Here is a 21,509-nt window from a genome sequence, read left to right as displayed (position 1 = left end):
TGTGCCGTGCGGTGCCCGGCACTCCCTGCGTCGTCGAATCCCTGGTCGCTTCTCGGGGCCGCGGCGGCCGGGGGTCAATCCTGGTATGCAAAGATCATCTTTGCTATCCGGATCGCGCGGATCACTGTCCTGATCGCGCAGCTCGGCGGTGGAGGTCCGCATGCACGGTGAACAGCTACCCCTCGCGAACCGCCGGCGGTTCCACACAGCGGACATATGGGAGGCGCGGGCCGAGGTCGGCCGCGCCTTCTGTCCGCACGAACTCCACATCACGCAGCGCTCGGCGACGCTCGACGCCCGCCTGCACGCCGCGCCCCTCGACCGGACCGGCCTGTACTACCTGGACTACGGGACCGAGGTCCGGATCACCCCCGGTGACCTGGAGAGTTTCTTCCTCGTCCAGATCCCGCTCGCGGGCCACGCCAAGATCACTTGCGGTCGCGAAGAGATCGTTTCCTCCCCGGAACTCGCTTCTGTCCCGTCTCCGGCCGGAAAGCTGGACATGCGCTGGGGTGCGGGCAATCCACAGCTGATCGTGTGGTTCGACCGGTCATCGCTGGAATCGCACCTGGGCAGTCTCCTCGGCCGCGCCGTGCGCCGCCCGGTCCGCTTCTCGCTCGGCATGGACCTCACCGCGCCGGACTCCCGCTCCTGGCTCAACATCGTCGATCTCCTGCGCCGCGAGGTGGAGCGGCCCGACGGCATGACGAGCCGGCCCGTCGTGACCCAGCAGCTCGAATCCCTGCTCATGACCCAGCTGTTGATGGCCCAGCCCCACACCTACACGCCCGCGCTGCTCGGGGAGCAGCCGCGCGTCGCCCCGCCCGCGGTGCGCCGCGCGATGGACGTCATCGAGGGGCACGCGGCCGAGCCGCTCACCGTCGCCGAGATCGCGGAATGCGTGGGTGTCGGGGTGCGCGCCCTCCAGGAAGGCTTCCGCCGGCACCTCGACACGACGCCGCTCGCGTATCTGCGCGAGGTCCGCCTGGACCGGGTCCGCAAGGAGCTCCTGACCGCCGACCCGGGCGCGACGACCGTCACGGCCGTCGCGTCCCGGTGGGGCTTCCTGCACCCCGGCCGCTTCTCGCTCGCCTACCGGCGGCAGTTCGGCGAGTCCCCGTCCGAGACCCTGCGGGCGTAGCGGACGGGGCGGCTCCCGTACGGGGCTCAGGCCGCCCCGGGGCTCGGCACCAGCACCAGCCGCCCGCGCAGCCCGCCCTCCGCGACCCGACGGTGCGCCTCGGCCGCCCGCTCCAGCGGGAGGACGTCGGCGACCCGCAACGTCAGCTTCAGGGCGGCGAGTTCGGCCAGCGCCGCCCCGTCGGCGCTGATCCACTGCCGGTGCACCCGGATCCCGCGCAGCGGCAGCGGCACCGCCCCGCCCACCACGGTGACATGAGCGCCCCCGGTACGGACGGCGGCGTGGGCGCGGACACCGGACCCCGCCGCGTCGAGCGCCGCGTCGACACCGCCCGGCACCAGGCGCCGCACCTCGGCCGCGAGGTCCTCGGCGGCGCGGTCGACGGTCCACTCGGCACCGGCCCCGCGGACGAACTCCTCGTCGGCGGCGCCCGCCTGGGCGACGACCCGCAGACCACGCCGTGCCGCCAGTTCGACGGCGAAGCCGCCCACGGCCCCCGCGGCCCCCGTCACCAGCAGGGTGTCGCCCGCCGCGAGACCGAGCAGGTCCAGCGCCTGGAGCGCGGTGAGGCCGTTCAGCGGCAGCGTCGCCGCGGCCACGGCGTCGACACCGGGCGGAGCGGGCGCGACCGCGCCGGCGTCCAGGACCAGGTGACCGGCATAGGCACCCAGCGACACATCGAGCAGATCGCGCAGCCCGATCACCCGCTGCCCGGTCTCGAACGCCCTCACGCCCGCGCCGATCCGGTCGACCACGCCCGCGACGTCCCAGCCGAGGCCCGTCCGCGCGCGGGCCGCCATCAGTCCGGCCTCGACGAGCGCGCCGGAGCGGGTGGCCAGGTCGACCGGGTTCACGGTCGCCGCCTCGACCCGGATCCGCACCTGCCCGGGCCCCGGCTCCGGCACGGGAACCGTCACCTCCCGCAGCACGTCGACACCGCCGTACCCCTCGGCCACCACGGCCCGCGTCTGCTCGTCAGCGTTCATGCGGCACACCGTAGGGACCGCTACTCTCCGACGGGAAGTACGCACTTCAAGGTGCGTACGGCACCGGAAGGAGAGCCATGCCCACCCGCACCGCAGCCCACCGCCGGGCCGAGGCGAGCGCCGCGTACGACGCCTATCTCGCCGAGTGCCCCGCCCGGCAGCTGCTGGACCGCATCGCCGACAAGTGGGTGAGCCTCGCCGTCACCGCGCTGGCCGACGGGCCCCGCCGCTACAGCGACCTGCAGCGCACACTGGCGAGCATCAGCCAGAAGATGCTCACGCAGACCCTGCGCCACCTGGAACGCGACGGCCTCGTGACACGGACTGTGACCCCCGCCGTGCCGGTCCGCGTCACCTACGAACTGACCCCGCTCGGCCGCTCGTTGCTCCCCGTCATGGCAGCGATCAAGGGCTGGGCCGAGGCGCACATGGACGAGGTGCGGGCCGCCCGCGACACATACGACGACGCCGAGGACTGACGGCCGTTCTCCGGGCCGCGGCCCGGATCCCGCGCCGCGGGCCCGCCGGAGTGGCACAGTGGCGGTATGTGCGGCCGCTACGCATCGACCCGTAATCCGAAGGACCTCGCCGGGCTCTTCGACGTGACCGAATGGCGCCCCGAGGAGGAACTGGCACCGAGCTGGAACGTCGCCCCGACCGACCCCGTGTACGCCGTCCTGGAACGGCCCGCCCGCGACGGCGGCGACCGGGTGCGCCGCGAACTGCGTGTCCTGCGCTGGGGCCTGGTGCCCTCCTGGGCGAAGGACCCCAAGGCCGGGGCGCGGATGATCAACGCGCGCGTGGAGACGGTGCACGAGAAGCCCGCCTACCGGCGCGCCTTCGCCAAGCGCCGCTGCCTGCTGCCCGCCGACGGCTTCTACGAATGGGACCCGGTCAAGGACGAGGCGACCGGTAAGGTCCGCAAGCAGCCGTACTTCATTCACCCCGCCGACGACCAGGTCATGGCGATGGCCGGCCTCTACGAGTACTGGCGCGACCCGGACGTGAAGGACGACGACGATCCCGGCGCCTGGCTGATGAGCTGCACCATCCTCACCACCGAGGCGACGGACGAGGCCGGCCGCGTCCACCCGCGCATGCCCCTCGCCCTCACCCCCGACCACTACGACACCTGGCTCGACCCCCACCACCAGGACACCGACGACCTGCGCGCCCTGCTCACGCAGCCAGGAGGCGGACGGCTCGACGCCCGCCCGGTCTCGATGGCCGTCAACAGCGTCCGCAACAACGGGCCGCACCTCCTCGACCCGGCCGGCTGAGCCCCGAAGGTCAGGACTGAGCGGGGGCGCGCCGTGACGACGCACGCACCCGGAACCGCCCCGTCGTCAGCACCGGACCCGCGCTCGGCTCACCCGCGATGCGCGCCTGGAGCAGGTCGAGGAGGGCCAACGTCGTCTCGTCCGCGTGGAGTTCGACCGCCGAGATGGCCGGGCGGCTGTGCCGGGTGTGCTCCGAGTCGGAGGCCGCGGCGAGCAGCGTGCGGTCGGGCACCGCGACGCCGCGCGAGGTGAGGCCGGCGAGGACGCCCGCCGCCTGACGGCCCGTGTGGCACAGGATCGCGTCCGGCACCCCGTCGTCCACGATCGTGTGCGCCACGCGCTCGCCGCCCTCCTCGCCGGCGCGCTCCGCCGACCTGTAGACGCGGGGCGTGATCCCGGCCTGCCCGCACCAGTCGCGGTACGTCGCCTCGCTGTCGATGTTCCACGCGTTCGGGTCGGTGCCGCGCAGCAGGGCGACCGACCGGGCGCCGGCCGCGGCGAAGTGCTCGTAGATCCGCCGGAAGCTCGCGCCGTCGTCCTCGGTGGCCCAGTCGGTGAAGTCGGGGCGGCCCGGGTCGCGGCCCAGGGTCACGTACGGGATCCCGCGCCGTTCGAGCAGTGCCACCACCGGATCGTCCATGTGAGGCATCGTCACGATGTAGCCGTCGAGCGACAGGGCCATCGGCGGGGTCGGACGCTTCGTCAGATCCGGTACGAGCATGACGCTGAGCCCGCGGTCCATCGCCTGCGCCGAGACGGCGCCGATGTAGCGCGTGAACACGTCGACGCCGCGCGGCGCGTACTCGCCCAGTGCGTCCAGCGAGCGCATGACGAGCCCGATCGCCCCGACCGACGAACGGCGCAGGCCGCGCGCGAGGGCGTCCGCCTCGTAGTCCATCTCCTCGGCGACGGCCCGCACGCGCAGCCGCGTCGCCGCGCTGAGCGTCCCCGTGCCGTTGAGCGCCATCGAGACGGCGGCGACGGACACCCCCGCACGCTGGGCCACGTCACGGATGGTGACGCCCTTCGATCGAGCCACGGCGGCCTCCCCGGTCCCGTGCTTTCCCGCTCGTGAAGTGGCCGGAAAGCGACATGAGCAACACCGTTGTATTAAACGTTTTACCCACTTAGCGTGTCGCCCACTTCTCACTGTGACTGGCCTCACAAGCAAAGGTCGAAGAGCGACACGATGAAGCTGCACACACTCCGCACGACCACCTCCGACCCCCGTGAACGGGGGCGGGAGATCGGTGCGCACCACGGGGACCGGGTCCGGGACATCAGCGCCCGCTACCTGGCTCATTTCACCCTGCTCGGCATCCCGGAACCGACCGTCCGCGACATCGTCGCCCGCAGCCACGACGCCCTGCGCGCCTGGTGCCCGGCTCTGGCCGAGGAGTCCGACGCCGTCGCCGAGGCGGCGGGCGTGGAGACCTGGCACGTGGCCGCGGTCGGCGCGCGGACCGAGGTGCTCGCCGCGGCGCCCCCCGGGAAGGGCGAGTGCACGACCGCCGTGCACACCCCGCCCGCCGGCGGGCCGCCCGAGACCATCCAGACCTGGGACTGGCACGACACACTGACCCCGGACGGACTCCTGCTGTCGCTCGTGACCGGGTCCGGATGCCGGGTGAAGCTGTTCACCGAGTTCGGCGCCGCCGCGAAGATCGGCGTGAACGACGCCGGCCTCGGCCTGCACTTCAACATCCTCAGGCACCGCTCCGACGACACCACCGGCGGCGTACCCGTCCACGCCGTCGCCCGCCGCGTCCTCGAAGAGGCCACAACGGTGGCGGAGGCCCACGACATCGCCGCCTCCGCCCGCCTGAGCGCCTCCACGGTGCTGACCGTCGTGAGCCACCGGGACGGGCGCTCCGAAGCGGCGTCCCTCGAGATGTCGCCCGCCGGCACCGCAGTGGTGCGGCCCGGCGCGGACGGCTGGCTCCTCCACACCAACCACTTCCTCGACCCCGCACTCGCCGACGGCGACGCCAGCATTCCGGAGTCGGTGTCGGTCGAGAGGTACGACCACGCCCGCGCCGTGCGTGCCGCCATGACCGGCCGCCCCGCACCCGAACGCGCGGCCGCCTTCTGCGGCGGAGACGGCGCCGACGCCGTGGTGTGCGTGCGCGCCGACGGGTCCCGGCCCGGCCACGAGCAGTGGAGCACCCTCCTCACCGCCTCCCTCGACCTTCCCGGCTTCGCCCTCCAGCACCGGGCCGCCACCCCCGACACCGCGGCCCGCGAGGGTCTCGACCAGTTCTGAGGAACCCGATGAGCAACGACAACGACAGCGGCGACGCGGCCACCGAGCCCGTCCACCTCTACCGCGACGCCCGCGTCTTCACCGCCGACCGGCGCACCTGGGCCGAGTCCCTCGTCGTGGTGGGCGACCGGCTCGCCTACGTGGGCGACGAGGCCACAGCGGCCCGCGTGGCCGGACCCGGCGCCCGGGTCCACGACCTCGGCGGCTCGACCGTGCTCCCCGGCTTCGTCGACGGCCACGCGCACGTCGTCGGCACCGGAGAAGCGGCGGCCCAGGTCGACCTGTGGGGCGCGCACTCCGTGGAGGAGATCCAGCGGCGCATAGGGGCCTGGGCGAAGGAACACCCTGACGCGCCCCGCGTCCTGGCCACCGGCTGGAAGCACGCCGACATACCCGGCGGCCACCCCGACCGCGGCATGCTCGACGCCGTCGTCGCCGACCGGCCCGTGTACGCGCAGGCCTACGACTTCCACTCCATCTGGCTCAACACCGCGGCCCTCGCCGAGACCGGCATCGACGCCGCCACCACCGCACCGCCCGGCGGCACCGTCCACCGCGACGAGCACGGCGCGGCCACCGGCCTGGTCGACGAGACCGCGATGCACCACCTCGTGTGGCCCGTGCTCGACGGCTTCACCACCGACGCCGACCGCGACGAGGCCCTGGCGGTCGCCCTCGCGGCCTACGCCGAGTCCGGGGTCGTCGGCTCGACCGAGATGGCACTCGGCGAGGACGACCACGCGGCGATGCGCCGCGCCGACGCCGCGGGCACCCTGACCACCCGCATCGGCGCGTTCTGGCGCGTCCACCCCACCGGCGACGAGGACTCGAACCTCGCCCAGGTCGCCCGCGCCGCCGAACTCGCCGACCAGCACGCCACCCCTTTCCTGCGCGTGACCGGCATCAAGGTCATGGTCGACGGCACCGTCGACGGCTGCACCGCGTCCCTCGGCAAGCCCTACGTGGACGGCACCAACGCCGACCCGGTCTGGAGCCTCGCCGAACTCGCCCCGGTCGTGGCAGCCGCCGACGCCGCCGGACTCCAGGTCGCGATGCACGCCATCGGCGACGAGGCGATCCGCGTCGCGATCGGCGCCGTCGAGCACGCCGTCGCCGTCAACGGCCCCAAGCAGCGCCGCCACCGCATCGAACACCTGGAGGTCGTCGACGCCGCGGACATCGAACGCCTCGCGGCCCTCGGCATCACCGCGAGCATGCAGCCCGTGCACGCCGACCCGGCCATCCAGGAGAACTGGCGGCGTGTGCTCGGCGACGAACGCGTCGAACGCGGCTTCCCCTGGCCGGAGATGACCGAGGCCGGCGCCACCCTCGTGCTCGGCACCGACTCCCCGACCTCGCCGCACGCGCCGCTGCCCAACATGTTCATCGCGGCGACCCGGCGCTCGGCCCTCGACCCCTCGCTGCCCGCGAACCTCGCCCACTACGCGCTGCCGCTCGCCGACGCGATCGTGCACGCCACCCGCGACGCCGCCTGGGCCAGCCGCTCCGAGCACCTGCACGGCCGGCTCGCCGAGGGCCTCTACGCCGACTTCATCGTCCTCGACCGGGACATCTTCGCCCGGCCGCTCGAGGAACTCCTCGACACGCGGGTGCTGCGCACGGTCGTGGGCGGCCGCGCCGTCCATCACGTACAGCCGGAGGTGAACCGATGAGTGAAGCGATCACGTCGGCGCCCCTGCCCTCGGGGCAGGTGAAGGCGAGGAAGCGGCCCGGCGGGGCGATCGCGCGGTTCGTCGCCGTGCGCGTCGCCGGTCTGGTGGTGACCCTGTTCATCGCGAGCCTGGTCGTCTTCGGCGCGCTCTACGCCGCGCCGGGCAGCCCGCTCACGTATCTCACGCACGGCCGCACCATGAGCCCCGAGGCGATCGCGGCGATCAAGGCCGAGTACCACCTCGACGACTCCGTGGGGGAGCAGTACCTGAGGTGGCTGGGAGGCGTGGCGCACGGCGACTTCGGCACCTCGATCATCTACAACCAGCCCGTGTCGTCCCTCGTCGGCGGACGCGCCTCGGCGACGACCCTGCTCGTCCTGATGGCCGCGGCCATCGTCCTCGTCCTCGGCCTGGCGATCGGCACGCTGGCCGGCCTGAGGCCCGGCTGGGTGTCCCGGTCGGCCATGGCCGCCGCGACGGGCGTCATGGCGGTGCCGACCTTCGTCGGAGCGGTCGTGCTGATCGTCGTGTTCGCCGTCCAGCTGGAGTGGTTCCCGGTGTTCGGGTCGGGCACCTCGGGCCTCGACGCGGTCTACCACATGGTGCTGCCGTCGTCCGCCCTCGCGCTCGCGTCCGTCGCCTTCGTCGCCCGGCTCGCCCAGACCGCCGTCCGCGCCGAACTGTCCGCCGACCACGTGCAGACGGCGATCAGCCGCGGACTGCCGCGCGGCGCCGTCGTCCGCCGGCACGTGATGCGCAACGCCGCGATGCCCGTGCTCACCGTCGCAGGACTCACCGTCGCGGGCCTGATCGCCGGAAGCGTCGTCGTGGAACAGGTCTTCCAGCTCGGCGGGCTCGGCCAGTTCCTCGTCGGCTCGGTCCAGCAGAAGGACTTCCCCGTCGTCCAGGCCATCTGCCTGATGTACGTCGCCGCCTTCATCGTGCTGAACACCCTCATCGACATCGCCTACACACTGCTCGACCCGCGCGTGTCGATCGGGAAGAAGGACTCATGAGCGCAACAGCGGCGGTACGCCGCATCGGAGCCCGCCGGGCCGAACGGCGCCTGGCCCGCCGCACGGGCGGGATCGGAGTCTCCGGCCGGGTCGCGGCCGTCCTCCTCGGCGTCGTCGTGTGCGGCGCGCTGCTCGCACCGCTCGTCTCCCCGCACGCCCCGAACGCCGTCGACCTGTCCGGCGCCTACCAGGGTTCGAGCGGCGCGCACCTGCTCGGCACCGACGCGAGCGGCCGCGACATCCTCTCCCGACTCGTCCACGGCTCCCGGACCGCGCTGATCGGACCGTTCCTCGTCGTGCTGATCTCGACGCTGCTCGGCACGGTCCTCGCGCTCGCCGCCGTGTGGTTCGGCGGCTGGTTCGACCAGATGGTGGTGCGGGTCGTCGACGCCGTGTTCGCCTTCCCCGGACTGCTGCTCGCCATCCTCGCGACCGCCCTGTTCGGCTCCGGCCTGCCGGCCGCCGTCGTCGCCCTGTCCGTCGCCTACGTCCCGTACATCGCACGGATCGTGCGCAGCGCGGCGCTGCGCGAACGCAACCTGCCCTACATCGCGGCGCTCCAGGTCCAGGGCGTGCACGGGCTGCGGATCGCGCTCGGGCACATCCTGCCCAACGTGGGCGGCCTGATCGTCGCCAACGCCACCCTCGCCTTCGGCTTCGCCCTCATGGACCTCGCGGGGCTCTCCTTCATCGGCCTCGGGGTGCAGCCGCCGACCTCGGACTGGGGCGCGATGGTCGGTACCGGCATGGCCGGAGTGCTGCAACAGCACCCGCAGGAGGCGCTGTTCGCCAGCGCGCTCATCGTCGTCACCGTCGGCGCCGTCAACATGCTCGGCGACCGGCTCACGGAGCGCTGGGAGGCCCGCTCGTGAACGCACTGCTCGAAGTCGAGGACCTCACCGTCGAGTTGCCGGTCGCGGGCGAGCCCCGCACCGTACTGCGGGACGTCTCGTTCTCCCTCGACCGCGGAAGCACGCTCGGCCTCGTCGGCGAGTCCGGCTCCGGCAAGTCCATGACGGTGCGCACCGTCGCGCGCCTGCTCCCCGAAGGCGCCCGGGTCCGCGGCGGCGTCCGCTTCGACGGCGCCGGGGTGTTCGGCCTGCGCGCCGAGGCCCTGCGGTCCTACCGGGCCAAGGACGTCGCGATGATCTTCCAGGACGCGCGGGCGCACACCAATCCGGTGCGCACCATCGGCGACTTCCTCACCGAGGCCCTGCGCATCAACGACCGGATGCCGAAGCCCGCCGCCCTCAGGCGCGCGCAGGAACTGCTCGCCGAGGTCGGCATCGGGGACCCGGAGCGCCGGCTGCGGCAGTTCCCGCACGAGCTCTCCGGCGGCCTGCTGCAGCGCGTCATGATCGCCGCCGCCGTCGCGGCACGCCCCCGGCTCATTCTTGCCGACGAGCCGACGACCGCGCTCGACGTCACCACCCAGGCCGAGGTCATCTCGATCCTGCGGCGCATGCAGCGCGAGTACGGCATGGCGATGCTCTTCATCACGCACGACCTGGAGCTCGCGGGCGCCGTCTGCGACGAGACGATCGTGCTCTACGCGGGCCAGGTCATGGAGCGCCAGAAGTCGGCGCGTCTGCACGAGGACCCGCTCCACCCCTACACCGCCGCGCTGGTGCAGGCCCGGCCCGAGATCGGCCGCCGCGTCGAGCGGCTGCCCGCGATCGCCGGCCACCCCACCACCGCCTACGAGGCCCCTGACGGCTGCGCGTTCGCCCCGCGCTGTCACTTCGCCGAGGACGCGTGCCGGGCCGGGGTGCCGCCCCTGCTGCGGATCGACGCGGCGCAGACCCGCTGCGTCCGCATGCCGGGCCTGCGCGGCCGGCTGGTGCAGGCGGAGCCCGTCGGCGCCGCCACGAACGAGGAGTCCCCGCGATGACCGAACCGCTGCTCGTGGTCGAGCACCTGACCAAGACGTTCGGCCGGGGCCGGGCCGAGGCCACCGCCGTCGCCGACGTCAGCTTCACCCTCGCCGCCGGCGGATCCCTCGGCATCGTCGGCGAGTCCGGCTCCGGCAAGACGACCACGGCCCGCATGGTCATCGGCCTGGAGCGGCCCTCCGGCGGCCGCATCACCTTCCGCGGCGAGGACCGCACCCACCCGCCGCGCTCGGCCCGCAGCCGCCGCGAGCGGGGCCGGGACATCCAGATCGTCTTCCAGGACCCGTACACCTCGCTCGACCGCCGCCAGCGCGTCGGCGACTGTCTCGCCGAGGTCGTCGGCGTGCACGCCCGGCTCGGCCGGGACGGGACCAGGAAGCGCGTGAGCGAACTCGCCGAACTCGTCGGACTCGACGACCGGCAGCTCGCCGCGCTGCCGCGCTCGCTCTCCGGCGGCCAGCGCCAGCGCGTCGCCATCGCCCGCGCGCTCGCCGCCGACCCGGACGTCCTCATCCTCGACGAGGCCGTCTCCGCCCTGGACGTCTCGATCCAGGCCCAGATCCTCAACCTCCTCACGGACATCCGACGCAAGCGTGGCGTGAGCTACCTGTTCATCAGCCACGATCTCGCCGTCATCCGCCAGGTCACCGACGACACGATCGTCATGCGGAACGGCGCCGTCGTCGAGCAGGGCCCGACAGCCGACGTCCTCGACAACCCGCAGGACCCCTACACCCGGCTGCTGCGCGACAGCGTCCCGCACAGCGGCTGGGACCCCGAAGCCCTCACCGCCCGACACTGACCAGGAGCCCCACCATGTACTCACCCCTTTCGCGCAGACGGGCATCGGCGCTCGCCGCCGTCACCGCCACCGGCCTGCTCCTCGCCGGCTGCTCCGGTTCCGGCTCCACAGACGGCACCTCCGACGGCGGGGCGACCGGTTCCTCCGAGGCGCTCACGACCTACACGCCGGCCGGCAAGGGCTCGGTCGACAAGATCACCTGGAACGTCTTCCAGGGCGAGCCGCAGACCGTCGACCCCTTCCAGGCGGCCGACTACACGCCGAACATGATCAACTCGAACATGTGCGAGACCCTGCTCGCCCAGACCCCCGACTTCAAGATCAAGCCCAATCTCGCCACCTCGTTCACCAACCCCGACCCGAAGACCTGGGTCTACAAGCTGCGCGACGGCGTCACCTTCTGGGACGGCTCGCCGATGACCGCCGACGACGTCGTGTGGAGCATGAACCACAACATGACGGACAAGGCGAGCTTCTACGGCTACCTGTACCGCAACGTCGCTTCGATCGAGAAGACCGGCGCCGCCGAGGTGACCGTGAAGCTCAAGCAGCCCGACTACCTCTTCAACGACGAACTGGCCAGCTACGGCGGTGTCGTCGTCCAGAAGAAGTTCTACGAGAAGCACGGCAAGAAGGTCGGCACCCCGGGCGTCGGCCTCATGTGCACCGGCCCCTACAAGTTCGCCAAGTGGACGCGCGGACAGTCGATCACCGCGAGCCGCTACGACGGCTACTGGAACAAGAAGCTGCCGCTGAAGGTCGAGAACATCGACTTCACCTTCCTGACCGACGACTCCGCGATCACCTCCGGCCTCCTGTCGGGCCAGATCGACGGCACGTACGGACCGCCGATGGCCGGCCTGTCCCAGCTGCGCGCCTCGTCCGCGGGCAAGCTCTACTCCGGCCCCGCCCCGCTGGCCGTCACGCTCGTCGTCGCCAACACCAAGGGCGCGATGGGCAACGCCGACGTGCGCAAGGCGCTCCAGATGGCGATCGACTGGAAGGGCATCGGCAAGCAGGTCTACGGCGGCGAGGGCACCCCGGCCTCGCTCCAGACCGTCGAGGCCGTCTACGGCTTCGCGAAGGACGAGCTGACCAAGTACGGCGACTCCGTGAAGACCGACGGCACCCCGAGGATCGACGAGGCCAAGAAGCTGCTCGCCGGCGTCCCCGCCGATGTGCGCAAGAAGCAGATCAGCCTCGTCGTGCCGCAGCAGGCGGAGACCCAGCAGCTCGGCGTCGGCATCAAGGACGCGGCCGACAAGATCGGCCTGAAGTTCAAGCTCGACGTCGTCCCCGCGACCGGCTACTCGAACTACCTCTACGACCCGGCGACCCGCGGCAGCACCGACCTGCTGTACACCCAGTTCTGGCCGAACATCCCGAACCCGCTCGACTGGCTCGGCATCACCGCGGTCTCCGGCGGTTCCTTCAACCAGTCCGGCTACAGCGGCATCGACGACCTCTACGCCAAGGCGGTCGCCGAGAAGGACGAAGGCGCCCGCGCCGCACTGGTCGTCCGGATGGAGAAGAAGCTGCACGACGAGACGGCCCCGATGTTCTCCGGCATCCAGCTCACGAACGACGTGTGGCTCGGCAGAAGGATCACCGGGGCGCCCGCGGCGTTCGACTACGTCTACTACCCGTGGGCGGCCCACCTGGCCGGCACCGGCAAGTAGCTCAGCCGGCCCGGTCCTGTCGGCCGCCACCGGAACGCGCGCCCCGCTCCAGCAGCGCCGCGGGGCCCGACGACCGGAGGCGGCCGACGAGTTCACCGAGCAGCCGCTCGGTGTCCGCGTCCTCGGGCGTGTAGACCCACATCCTGGTGCCCGGGTCGGCGGTCGCCGCGAACCCGGTCGCCCGCAGGCCGAGCCGCTCGCCGTCGACGGTCCAGAACGACTTGACCCGGGCCGCCGGGGCGGCCACCTCGTGCCGGGCCCACATCTCGGCGAAGCGCGGACTCGCCTCCGAGAGCCGCCCCACGAACCCCGTCCACGTGGCGTCCCGCATCCGGTAGCCGAACTCGGCCCTCAACTGGGCCACCATGAAGGAGACTTCACGCTCCCACTCGACCAGCGGCTGGAGCCGCTCCTCGGCCGTGAACAGATGCCACAGCACGTTGCGGTCCCCGGGCGGCAGCAGCGTCAGGCCCGGATCGAGCGCCGCGTACGCCTCGTTGTACGCCAGCACGTCGTAGCGGGCCGTCACGAGCGTCGCCGGGAGCGGGGTCAGCGCGTCGAGGATGGCCTGCTGCCCGGGCGGACCGGGTACCGTCGCGGGCGCGTCGAGCGGCACGCTCGGGACGCCCGCGAGCCGGTACAGATGGTCCCGCTCCGTCCGGTCGAGCTTCAGCGTCCTCGCGATCGCGTCGAGCACCTGGACGCTCGGGTTGATCCGCCGCCCCTGCTCCAGCCACGTGTACCAGGCGACCCCGATGCCGGACAGCTGGGCGACCTCCTCGCGGCGCAGCCCGGGCGTGCGGCGGCGCGTCCCCTCGGGCAGGCCCACCTCGGCCGGCCCGACGCGCTCCCTGCGCCGCCTCAGGAAGGCGCCGAGCTCGGAGCGCCGCCGCGCCTCTCCACCCGTGTCGGGGCCGGGCGCGGTACGGGGATCGAGGGAGGTCACGGCCCCAGTCTGCGGGACGCGCCCGACGGTAACCAGATACCCCGGGTACCAGGATCACCGGACGCCTGGTCCCCGGACCGGGCCGCCACGAGCATCGCCCTCATGCGACGGACCCGCACCACACCGATTTCCCCTGCCCCAGCCGCACTTCAGGCCGGCCCGGGCCCATCTCCCGTACAGGCGCCGACACCTGACACCCGCTCGGGCACACCGCGCGACCGCCGCATGCTGGCCGTCATGCTGGGCGCCGTCTTCATGGCGCTGCTCGACTCGACTGTCGTCAACGTCGCCACCCCCGCGATCCGCACCGACCTCGGCACCACCGGCTCGGCCCTGCAACTGATCGTCTCCGGCTACACCGTCGCCTATGCCGCCCTCCTCGTCACCGGCGCCCGGCTCGGCGCCCGCCACGGCTTCCGCACCCTCTTCCTGACCGGCCTCGTCACCTTCACCGCCGCCTCGCTCGTCTGCGGGCTCGCCCCCGGCGCCGCCGTCCTCGTCGGCGCCCGCGTCGTCCAGGGCGTCGGAGCGGCCCTGCTCATGCCGCAGATCTACAGCCTGATCCAGCTCCGGTTCCAGGGCGCCGCCCGCGCCCGCGCGCTCAGCCTCTACGCGGCGGTCATCGGCCTGGGCGTGGTGGTCGGGCAGCTCGCCGGCGGCCTCCTGGTGAGCGCGGACCTGTTCGGCGCGGGATGGCGCCCGGTGTTCCTCGTCAACGTGCCGATCGGCGCCGCCCTCGTGCTCGCCGCGCCGCGCCTGCTCCCCAAGGGCAGGCCAGAACACGCCAAGAGCCTGGACCTTCCCGGCCTGATCACCCTCACCGCCGCGCTGCTCCTGCTGGTCGTGCCGCTCGTCCTCGGCCACGAGCGCGGATGGCCGTTGTGGGCGCAGGCCTCGCTCGTCCTCGCGGTGCCCGCGTTCGGCCTGTTCGCCCTCGTCGAGCGGGTGGTCGCCCGTCGAGGCGGCGCCCCGCTGCTGCCCGGCCGGGTCCTGCGGACACCCGGCCTCGCGTCGGGGGCCTGCGCCAACTTCTTCGCCATGGCCGGGTATTCGGGCTTCCTCTTCTCCTTCTCCCAGCATCTGCAGTCCGGGCTCGGCGCCTCCGCGACCCGCACCGGACTCACCTTCGCGCCGCTCGCCCTCGGGGTCGCCGCCGGGAGCCTGACCTGGCAGAAGGTGCCCGAGCGGTTCCGCCGCACGATGATCGCCACCGGGTGCGCGGCCGCGGCCGCCGGACACCTCGGCATCGGCCTCGCCATGCGGCCCGGCGGCGACGGCGGCCCCGCCCTGCCCCTCCTGCACCTCGTCGTCGGCCTCGGCATGGGCTACGTCACCAGCCCGCTGCTCACCGTGGCCCTCGCCCGCGTCGAGCCCGCCGACGCCGCGGACGCGAGCGGCGTCATGACCACCACCGCCCAGATCGCCCAGGTCCTCGGCGTCGCGGTCCACGGAAGCGTCTACCTGGCCTCGGCCGGCGACCAGAGCGCCCCGGCGTCGGCCCACGCGGTCTTCGTCACCGCGCTGATGGTGGCGGCCGGCGCCCTGGTGAGCGCGCTCGCCGCCCTGACCCTCCCGCGCGGGTCCCGCGTGGGCTGAGCCCGTCACACGCCGAGCCGTCACACGTCCCCGGAGTACCCCCGTGACCGCGTGTCCGGACCGATGATCTGCGCCATGTGCTTGCGCATGCTGAGCACCACGGAACGGTCGGCGATGCGGGAGTCCGGCAGGGCCGCGCCTAGGGCCATCTCGAAGCGGTTCACATCCGCGAGCCGGCGCAGCCACACGGCGAGGATCAGGTTGTAGCGGCTCGGCGAGGTGAACGCGAGCCGCACCTCCGGCACCGTCCCGAGCGCGGTGCGCACCGTCTCGATCGTGCGCGCCGACGCCTCGACGAAGTACCACGTGTAGACCGGCCAGCCCGACACCTCGCGCGCCAGGTCGGTGCGGAAGAGCAGCTCACCGCCGCGCCGCAGCGTCGCCAGCGCGTCCGCGACCCGCTGCGGCGAGAACCCGTGCCGCTCGGCGATCGCCGTGACCGCGACCCGTCCGTCGCGCCACACCTCGGCCTCGATCGCCTCCCGCAGGTCGTCGGGCACGGTCCGGGCCGCCCGGGCCCGCGGCCCCCGCGGCGGACGCACCCGCGCCGCCTCCTCCGCGGTGAGCGCGCGCAGCCGCCAGTTGGCGGCGTCGACCAGGATCTCGTTGACGGGGTGGGTGCGCATGCCGCGCAGGCCCTCCTTCTCGCCGAGCCGCCGCAGCGCGTAATCGGACAGGTCGGACAGGTCGTCGAAGGAGACGATCGCGAGCAGGTCCCGCGCGCCCGAGCAGAAGTCGAGCACCCACACGGCGCGGTCCTGCTCCAGCTCGCGCGCCGTCGCGTCGATCTGGTCGGGCGCGCACTCGATCTCGATCATCGCGAGCTGGCGGCGCGGCCGGAATCCGGTGACCCAGACGACGCCCTCGTCGCGCAGCCGGTTCCACCTGCGGCCGAGCGTCGCCGCGTCCACGCCCACCACCGGCGCCAGATCGGTCCAGCTCGCCCTCGGTTCGATCTGCAGCGCATGGATGAGGCGCTCATCCGTGGGGTCCAGCATATTTTCCTGCGCCCTCGTACTCACTTGCGCAGTTTATCGGCACTTCGCCCGGTGGACCTCTGCGCAGACCTCACACTGCACGCCAACCGGAAGCCACGCGAGAAGGACCGACCTTGACGAACACCATCTCCCGGACCACCGAAGCGCTCGCGGCGGCCAAGGACACCAAGGACCGCGCCGAGGCCGAGGTGGCCCGCCGCCGCTCCCAGCTCCTCGCCCTGAGCCACGCCCTGCACGCCGACCCCGAGCTCTCCTGGCAGGAGCACCGGGCGGCCGCGCGCGTCGCGGAGGTCCTGCGGGACGCGGGCTTCGCCGTCCACGTCGGCGCGTACGGGGTGGAGACGGCGATCGAGGCCGTCTACGGGACCGGCGACCTCACCGTGGCGATCTGCGCGGAGTACGACGCGCTGCCCGGCATCGGCCACGCCTGCGGGCACAACGTGATCGCCGCCGCGGGAGTCGGAGCCGCGCTCGCGCTCGCCCCGGTGGCCGACGCGGCGGGCCTGCGCGTCAAGCTGCTCGGCACGCCGGCCGAGGAGCACGGCGGCGGCAAGGTCTCCCTGCTCGTCGAGGGCGCCTGGGAGGACGTCGACCTGTCGATGATGGTCCACGGCATGACCGGCGAGGACCGCCCCGCGAACGCGTTCCGCTCCACCGCCGTCGACCGCTTCGAGGTGACCTTCGGCGGCCGCACCGCGCACGCCGCCGCCTCGCCCCAGCAGGGCGTCAACGCGGGCGCCGCCGCGACCCTCGCCCTCACCGCGATCGGCCTGCTCCGCCAGCACCTGCCCACCGACACGAACCTCAACGCCTTCGTGTCGCACGGCGGCGAGGCCACCAACATCATTCCCGACCGCGCCACCGTTCAGGTCGAGATCCGCGCCTACGAGCTGGACGTCTGGCGCGACATGAAGAAGCGCGTCCTCGCCTGCTTCGAGGGCGCCGCCGTCGCGACCGGGTGCACCTGGGCGTGGGCGCCCACCGAGCACGCGTACGCGCCGATGAACCCCGACGAGACGCTCGCCGCGCTGTGGGACCGCAATCTCACCGACCGGGGCCGCACCGTCGAGGGCGCCCCGTCGCTCGGCGGCGGCTCCACCGACATGGGCAACGTGTCGCAGGTCGTCCCCAGCATCCACCCCATGATCGCGTTCCTCGGTGAGCAGGGTGTACCGCACAACCCGGACTTCACCGTGGCCGCGATCAGCCCCGCGGCCGACGACGCCGTCGTCGACGGCGCCGTGGCGCTCGCCTGGACCGCGCTCGACGTCGCCCTCGACGACGAGCTGCGGGCCGACTTCCGCCGTCGCACCGCCGAGCGGCCCGCCGGGGCGACCCGGGTCACCCTCGAGGCATGAGCCCGGTCCCCTCACCGGAATCACGTGCCTCCCAGCCAGGAGACAATGAATGAGCACCGACTCCACCCTCAAGGAAGCCGCCGCCGTGAGCACTTCACAGGGCGCCGCGGCCGCAGTACGGCTCACCCTGCGCGACGCCCGCCTCTGGGTCCTCATCGGGTTCGCCGTGGTGTTCGCGTCGGCCGCCCAGGCGATCGGCCCGATCGTCGTCCCGGTCGGCGTCGCGGCGGTCACGCTCCTTCCGATGATCTGGGGTCTGCTGGCCGGTGGCATCACGTCGGGTCAGCGGATCAGGCCGCTGCCCGTGGACCTCCAGCAGGCCGCCAACGTGATCATGGGCATCGCGGTGCTCGTCCTGGGCGCCCGGCTCGCGTTCACCATCGGCCCCAGCGTTCCCCTGCTGCTCGACGCCGGGCCCGCGCTGCTCCTCCAGGAAGCGGGGCACCTGTTCGGCACGATCCTCGTCGCCCTGCCGCTCGCCGTGCTGCTGCGCATGGGCCCCGCGACCATCGGCGCCACCTTCTCCATCGACCGGGAGACGTCCTTCGCGATGGTGAGCGAGCGCTACGGCGCCGACTCGCCGCAGTACCGCGGCGTGCTGTCGATGTACGTGTACGGCACGATCTTCGGCGCGCTCGTCGTCAGTCTCGTCGCCTCGCTCGCCGCGTCACTCGGCATCTTCGACCCGCGCGCCCTGGCCATGGGCTCCGGCATCGGCTCCTCGTCGATGATGGCCGCGGGCGCCGCGTCGATCGTCGCCGTGCACCCCGAGATGTCGGAGCAGGCGCTCGCCCTCGCCTCCACGTCGAACCTGATCACCAGCGTCCTCGGCCTCTACATCGGCGTCTGGGTCTCCCTGCCGCTCGCCGACCGCTGCTACCGGCTGCTGACCCGCGACAAGGACGCCGTGCTGCCCGGCCGCCGGCCCAAGGCCGAGCCGGAGGCCCAGGACCTGGCCGCCGACGCGGAGAAGGTCCTCGCCCGGCCGACCACGCGCGTGCCGCTGTGGACCACCACGAGCATCGTCGTCGGCACCGGGCTCGTCGTCGCGGCCGTCGCCGCGCACGGCTTCACCTGGTCGATGATCGCCTGTTACGCGGTCCTCGCCGCGCTCGTCCTGGCGGGCCTGGGCGTCTCCCGGGTGACCCGGGGCCGGCTCCCCGCGATCGTCGTCGTCATCACGCTCGGCGCCCTGCTCACCTCGCCGGTGTCGCCGGTCGCGGGCTGGCTGACCCGGACCGGCGCGAGCGTCGACATCCTCTCCGTCATCACGATGCTGCTGACCATCGCGGGCCTGAGCCTGGGCAAGGACCTGCCGATGCTGAAGAAGATCGGCTGGAAGATCGTCCCCGTGGGCACGACGGCGATCATCGCGTCGTTCGTCCTGTCCACGGTGGCGGCGGAGTTCGCCCTCGGCCTCTGGGGCTGAACAGGGTGCCGGGTCTCGTCGAACGGCCGGGACCCGGCACCGCCCGTCGACCACAATGGCCCGATGATCGCCTCCGCGCCCCGAGAGCCCGTACAGGCCCCGCCCGTCGTCACCGAGATCGCGGCGGGCCGGCCCGTGCGGGCGGTCTGGGAGAACGAGGCCGGCGGGCTCACGTTCCAGGTCGGGCTCGGCGACGCACGGCAGTTCGTGAAGTGGACGCCGCACGGCAGCGGCATCGACCTCGCCGCCGAGACGGCACGGCTGCGATGGGCGTCGGCGTACACCACGGTGCCGCGCGTGCTCGCCGAGGGCGCCGACGGCACCGGAACCTGGATCCTCACCCAGGGCCTGCCCGGGCGCTCCGCGGTGGACGACCACTGGAAGCGTGACCCCAGAACCGCCGTCCGCGCCGTCGGCTCCGGGCTGCGGGCGCTGCACGACACGCTCCCCGTCGCGGACTGCCCCTTCGACTGGTCCGCCGAGAAGCGCCTGGAACGGGTGCGGGCCCGCGCCGCGGCCGGCCGGATCGACCCCGCCGAACGGCACCCGGACCTGCGGCACCTCGGCACGGTCGAGCGGGTGCTCGGCCTGCTCGCCGACATCCCGCCCGCCGAGCGGCTCGTCGTCTGCCACGGCGACGCCTGCGCCCCCAACACCCTGGTCGCCGACGACGGCACGCACAGCGGCCACGTCGACCTCGGCACGCTCGGCGTCGCCGACCCCTGGGCCGATCTCGCCGTCGCCACGTGGAGCACGCGGTGGAACTACGGTCCCGGCTGGGAGGAGGCGCTCCTCGACGCGTACGGGATCGAAGCCGCCCCGGAGCGGATCACGTACTACCGGCTGCTGTGGGACCTGTCCGACTGAAAAAGAGGCCCGACACGCCCTGGGCGGCGGGCTATTCTCTGCCCGGTCGAACGGGATCACCGTCATACGCGAACGTCCGGTCTTCCTCGACCTGTCAGATCTTCCAGCCGAAGGTGTGAGCCCGATGAACGTGTCCCCGCCCGCCCGTGACGCGATGCTGGACCTCCTCTCGGCGGACGGCCCGGATCCGGAGCACGCCGACGCGATGATGCTCTACGGCCGGCTGGTCGGGACGTGGGAGATCAGCAACCGCTACCGGTTCCCGGACGGGGAGTGGCGGACCGCCGCGGGGGAGTGGCGCTTCGGGTGGGCGCTCGGCGGCCGGGTGGTGCAGGACGTGCTCCACTGCCCGGACTTCATGGGCCGCTATCCCGGCACCACCGTCCGCATGTACGACGTCAACACCGGCCTGTGGACGATCACTTGGATCTCGCCCAAGCTACCGTCCTACTTCACGCAGACCGGCCGCTCCGACGGCGCCGGCGGAATGATCCAGGAAGGCACGGACGCCGAAGGCAGGCGCTCCCGCTGGACGTTCACCGACGTCACCCCGACCTCGTTCCACTGGAAGGGCTACAGCGAGGGCCCCGACGGGGAGCTCACGTTCTTCCAGGAGATGCACGCGACGCGCACCAGCCTCTAGGTTCCCGTCCGCCGCGCGGCAGTGACGTGTCGAGCGCGAGGTCCCGGTACACCTGCTCCGCCTCGGCGCGCAGCGCGGCCTGCCCGGTGTTCAGGTCTGAGACGTCCACGCGGTCACCCTAGGCGGGGGGCGGCTCGGCTGCTTCTGGTCCGGATTCCCGGTCCGCGTCCGGCGCGCTCGGCATCAGGCGTACGCAGCATTCGCCGGGCTCCGGGGCGAGCACGGCCTCGATGCCGTTGACCTGGAGGCCCTCCAGGCAGCCGCCGAGGAACGCCAGGTTCATGCCGCACACCAGGTCCGGGGCCTTCGCGGCCAGCGGGTGGAAGGGGCAGTTGCGGAGCCGGAGCCGGGTGGGCGTCTCACGGAAGGGTTCGTAGCCGCCCGCTTCGAGGAGGTGTTCGCAGGCCGTCAGGCCGCGTTCCGGTCCCATGCGGCCGGGGCGGAGCTCCTCGCGGGCCGCCTCGCCCAGTTCCCTGCCGCGCCGTTCGGAGGTGCGCAGCGCGGCCTGCGTCGCGTTCTCGTCCGCGCCCTCGGTGAGGACGGCGTCCAGGAGCAGGCCGGCCAGCAACTCGTGGCGCCGGTCCGGGATGTTCACCGTGATCTGCGCGTCGGTCGGCTCGTACACCTTCGGTTGGCGGCCGACCTTGCGGACCCCGCCCGGGGCCTCGTACCGCGCCCGCAGCAGCCCCGCGGTGACCAGCTTGTCGAGGTGGAACGCGGCGAGCTTGCGGGAGATGCCGACGCTCGCGGCGGCCTCGTCCCGCGTGACCGCGCGCCGGGCGCGCCGGATGAACGTGAACATACGGCGCCGTGAGTCCTCGCTCAGGACGCTGACCGAATCGATGGCGTTGTCGCCGCCCGGTGCCGGCTGCTCCGGCTGCCCGCTCGTTTCTGAAGCCACACCCCCACAGTAACTCCCACCCGGATGGGCGCAGAGGTC

20 protein-coding genes are annotated in these 21,509 nt (G+C 72.9%); 15 read left to right on the top strand and 5 right to left on the bottom strand.

The window, feature by feature from the left end:
• Positions 1 to 160 precede the first annotated feature (160 nt).
• On the top strand, positions 161 to 1,141 hold the full coding sequence (locus ACFW9D_RS08590; protein WP_384619359.1) for an AraC family transcriptional regulator: 981 nt from the start codon (positions 161 to 163) through the stop codon (positions 1,139 to 1,141).
• A gap of 26 nt (positions 1,142 to 1,167) precedes the next feature.
• On the opposite strand, the gene ACFW9D_RS08585 is transcribed toward ACFW9D_RS08590, so the two are convergent.
• Positions 1,168 to 2,127 carry an NADP-dependent oxidoreductase gene (locus tag ACFW9D_RS08585; RefSeq protein WP_384619356.1) on the bottom strand — a complete coding sequence of 320 codons (960 nt, stop codon included), beginning with the start codon at positions 2,125 to 2,127 and terminating at the stop codon, positions 1,168 to 1,170.
• A gap of 77 nt (positions 2,128 to 2,204) precedes the next feature.
• Between ACFW9D_RS08585 and ACFW9D_RS08580 the strand changes: the two genes are divergently transcribed.
• Positions 2,205 to 2,606 (top strand): helix-turn-helix domain-containing protein, encoded by a 402-nt coding sequence (locus ACFW9D_RS08580; RefSeq protein ID WP_188340285.1) that lies wholly within the window; start codon positions 2,205 to 2,207, stop codon positions 2,604 to 2,606.
• 66 nt (positions 2,607 to 2,672) lie between these two features.
• Positions 2,673 to 3,407 (top strand): SOS response-associated peptidase, encoded by a 735-nt coding sequence (locus tag ACFW9D_RS08575; protein ID WP_384619353.1) that lies wholly within the window; start codon positions 2,673 to 2,675, stop codon positions 3,405 to 3,407.
• Positions 3,408 to 3,417: 10 nt separating this feature from the next.
• Here ACFW9D_RS08575 and ACFW9D_RS08570 read toward each other — a convergent pair whose 3' ends face one another.
• Positions 3,418 to 4,446: a LacI family DNA-binding transcriptional regulator gene (locus ACFW9D_RS08570; protein WP_384619351.1), complete on the bottom strand. Its 1,029-nt coding sequence runs from the start codon at positions 4,444 to 4,446 to the stop codon at positions 3,418 to 3,420.
• 150 nt (positions 4,447 to 4,596) lie between these two features.
• Here ACFW9D_RS08570 and ACFW9D_RS08565 point away from each other — a divergent pair, with 150 nt between their 5' ends.
• The 7 genes from ACFW9D_RS08565 to ACFW9D_RS08535 are packed head-to-tail and all read left to right on the top strand — an operon-like array spanning position 4,597 to position 12,732.
• Positions 4,597 to 5,670 (top strand): C45 family autoproteolytic acyltransferase/hydolase, encoded by a 1,074-nt coding sequence (locus ACFW9D_RS08565; RefSeq protein ID WP_384619348.1) that lies wholly within the window; start codon positions 4,597 to 4,599, stop codon positions 5,668 to 5,670.
• An 8-nt stretch (positions 5,671 to 5,678) separates the two neighbouring features.
• A complete protein-coding gene (locus ACFW9D_RS08560) occupies positions 5,679 to 7,343 on the top strand; it encodes an amidohydrolase (protein WP_384619346.1) in 1,665 nt (554 codons plus the stop codon).
• A complete protein-coding gene (locus ACFW9D_RS08555; RefSeq protein WP_188340290.1) occupies positions 7,340 to 8,359 on the top strand; it encodes an ABC transporter permease in 1,020 nt (339 codons plus the stop codon). The genes ACFW9D_RS08560 and ACFW9D_RS08555 overlap by 4 nt, the downstream gene beginning before the upstream one ends.
• Positions 8,356 to 9,231: an ABC transporter permease gene (locus ACFW9D_RS08550; RefSeq protein ID WP_188340291.1), complete on the top strand. Its 876-nt coding sequence runs from the start codon at positions 8,356 to 8,358 to the stop codon at positions 9,229 to 9,231. Before ACFW9D_RS08555 ends, ACFW9D_RS08550 begins: the two co-directional genes overlap by 4 nt.
• On the top strand, positions 9,228 to 10,250 hold the full coding sequence (locus ACFW9D_RS08545; RefSeq protein ID WP_188340292.1) for an ABC transporter ATP-binding protein: 1,023 nt from the start codon (positions 9,228 to 9,230) through the stop codon (positions 10,248 to 10,250). The genes ACFW9D_RS08550 and ACFW9D_RS08545 overlap by 4 nt, the downstream gene beginning before the upstream one ends.
• Positions 10,247 to 11,053: an ABC transporter ATP-binding protein gene (locus tag ACFW9D_RS08540; RefSeq protein ID WP_384619342.1), complete on the top strand. Its 807-nt coding sequence runs from the start codon at positions 10,247 to 10,249 to the stop codon at positions 11,051 to 11,053. The genes ACFW9D_RS08545 and ACFW9D_RS08540 overlap by 4 nt, the downstream gene beginning before the upstream one ends.
• 14 nt (positions 11,054 to 11,067) lie before the next feature.
• Positions 11,068 to 12,732 (top strand): ABC transporter substrate-binding protein, encoded by a 1,665-nt coding sequence (locus ACFW9D_RS08535; protein ID WP_384619339.1) that lies wholly within the window; start codon positions 11,068 to 11,070, stop codon positions 12,730 to 12,732.
• 1 nt (position 12,733) lies between these two features.
• Here ACFW9D_RS08535 and ACFW9D_RS08530 read toward each other — a convergent pair whose 3' ends face one another.
• Entirely contained in the window at positions 12,734 to 13,678 is a 945-nt protein-coding gene (locus ACFW9D_RS08530; protein WP_384619336.1) for a helix-turn-helix transcriptional regulator, read from the bottom strand.
• A 237-nt stretch (positions 13,679 to 13,915) separates the two neighbouring features.
• Here ACFW9D_RS08530 and ACFW9D_RS08525 point away from each other — a divergent pair, with 237 nt between their 5' ends.
• Positions 13,916 to 15,274: an MFS transporter gene (locus ACFW9D_RS08525; RefSeq protein ID WP_384619333.1), complete on the top strand. Its 1,359-nt coding sequence runs from the start codon at positions 13,916 to 13,918 to the stop codon at positions 15,272 to 15,274.
• A gap of 20 nt (positions 15,275 to 15,294) precedes the next feature.
• On the opposite strand, the gene ACFW9D_RS08520 is transcribed toward ACFW9D_RS08525, so the two are convergent.
• Complete coding sequence (locus ACFW9D_RS08520; RefSeq protein ID WP_188340296.1) at positions 15,295 to 16,272, bottom strand: Lrp/AsnC family transcriptional regulator; 978 nt, start codon at positions 16,270 to 16,272, stop codon at positions 15,295 to 15,297.
• Between the two features lie 113 nt (positions 16,273 to 16,385).
• On the opposite strand from ACFW9D_RS08520, the gene ACFW9D_RS08515 reads away from it, so the two are divergent.
• The 4 genes from ACFW9D_RS08515 (at position 16,386) to ACFW9D_RS08500 (ending at position 20,569) form a co-directional block, all read left to right on the top strand.
• Positions 16,386 to 17,630, top strand: coding sequence for an amidohydrolase (locus ACFW9D_RS08515; RefSeq protein WP_188340297.1), 1,245 nt, complete (start codon positions 16,386 to 16,388; stop codon positions 17,628 to 17,630).
• A gap of 49 nt (positions 17,631 to 17,679) precedes the next feature.
• Positions 17,680 to 19,059 (top strand): DUF3100 domain-containing protein, encoded by a 1,380-nt coding sequence (locus tag ACFW9D_RS08510; RefSeq protein WP_384619329.1) that lies wholly within the window; start codon positions 17,680 to 17,682, stop codon positions 19,057 to 19,059.
• 63 nt (positions 19,060 to 19,122) lie between these two features.
• Positions 19,123 to 19,926 (top strand): aminoglycoside 3'-phosphotransferase, encoded by an 804-nt coding sequence (locus ACFW9D_RS08505; protein WP_384619326.1) that lies wholly within the window; start codon positions 19,123 to 19,125, stop codon positions 19,924 to 19,926.
• Between the two features lie 124 nt (positions 19,927 to 20,050).
• Positions 20,051 to 20,569 carry a hypothetical protein gene (locus tag ACFW9D_RS08500; RefSeq protein WP_384619323.1) on the top strand — a complete coding sequence of 173 codons (519 nt, stop codon included), beginning with the start codon at positions 20,051 to 20,053 and terminating at the stop codon, positions 20,567 to 20,569.
• A 118-nt stretch (positions 20,570 to 20,687) separates the two neighbouring features.
• On the opposite strand, the gene ACFW9D_RS08495 is transcribed toward ACFW9D_RS08500, so the two are convergent.
• Positions 20,688 to 21,371 (bottom strand): helix-turn-helix transcriptional regulator, encoded by a 684-nt coding sequence (locus ACFW9D_RS08495; protein ID WP_384619374.1) that lies wholly within the window; start codon positions 21,369 to 21,371, stop codon positions 20,688 to 20,690.
• Positions 21,372 to 21,509 lie beyond the last annotated feature (138 nt).

Origin of the sequence: Streptomyces sp. NPDC059524 (assembly GCF_042749255.1) — a bacterium.
In the GTDB taxonomy this organism is placed as follows: Bacteria; Actinomycetota; Actinomycetes; order Streptomycetales; family Streptomycetaceae; genus Streptomyces; species Streptomyces xanthii.
Note: the sequence above shows the minus strand (reverse complement) of the source record. Positions and strands in the feature narration are given on the sequence as shown.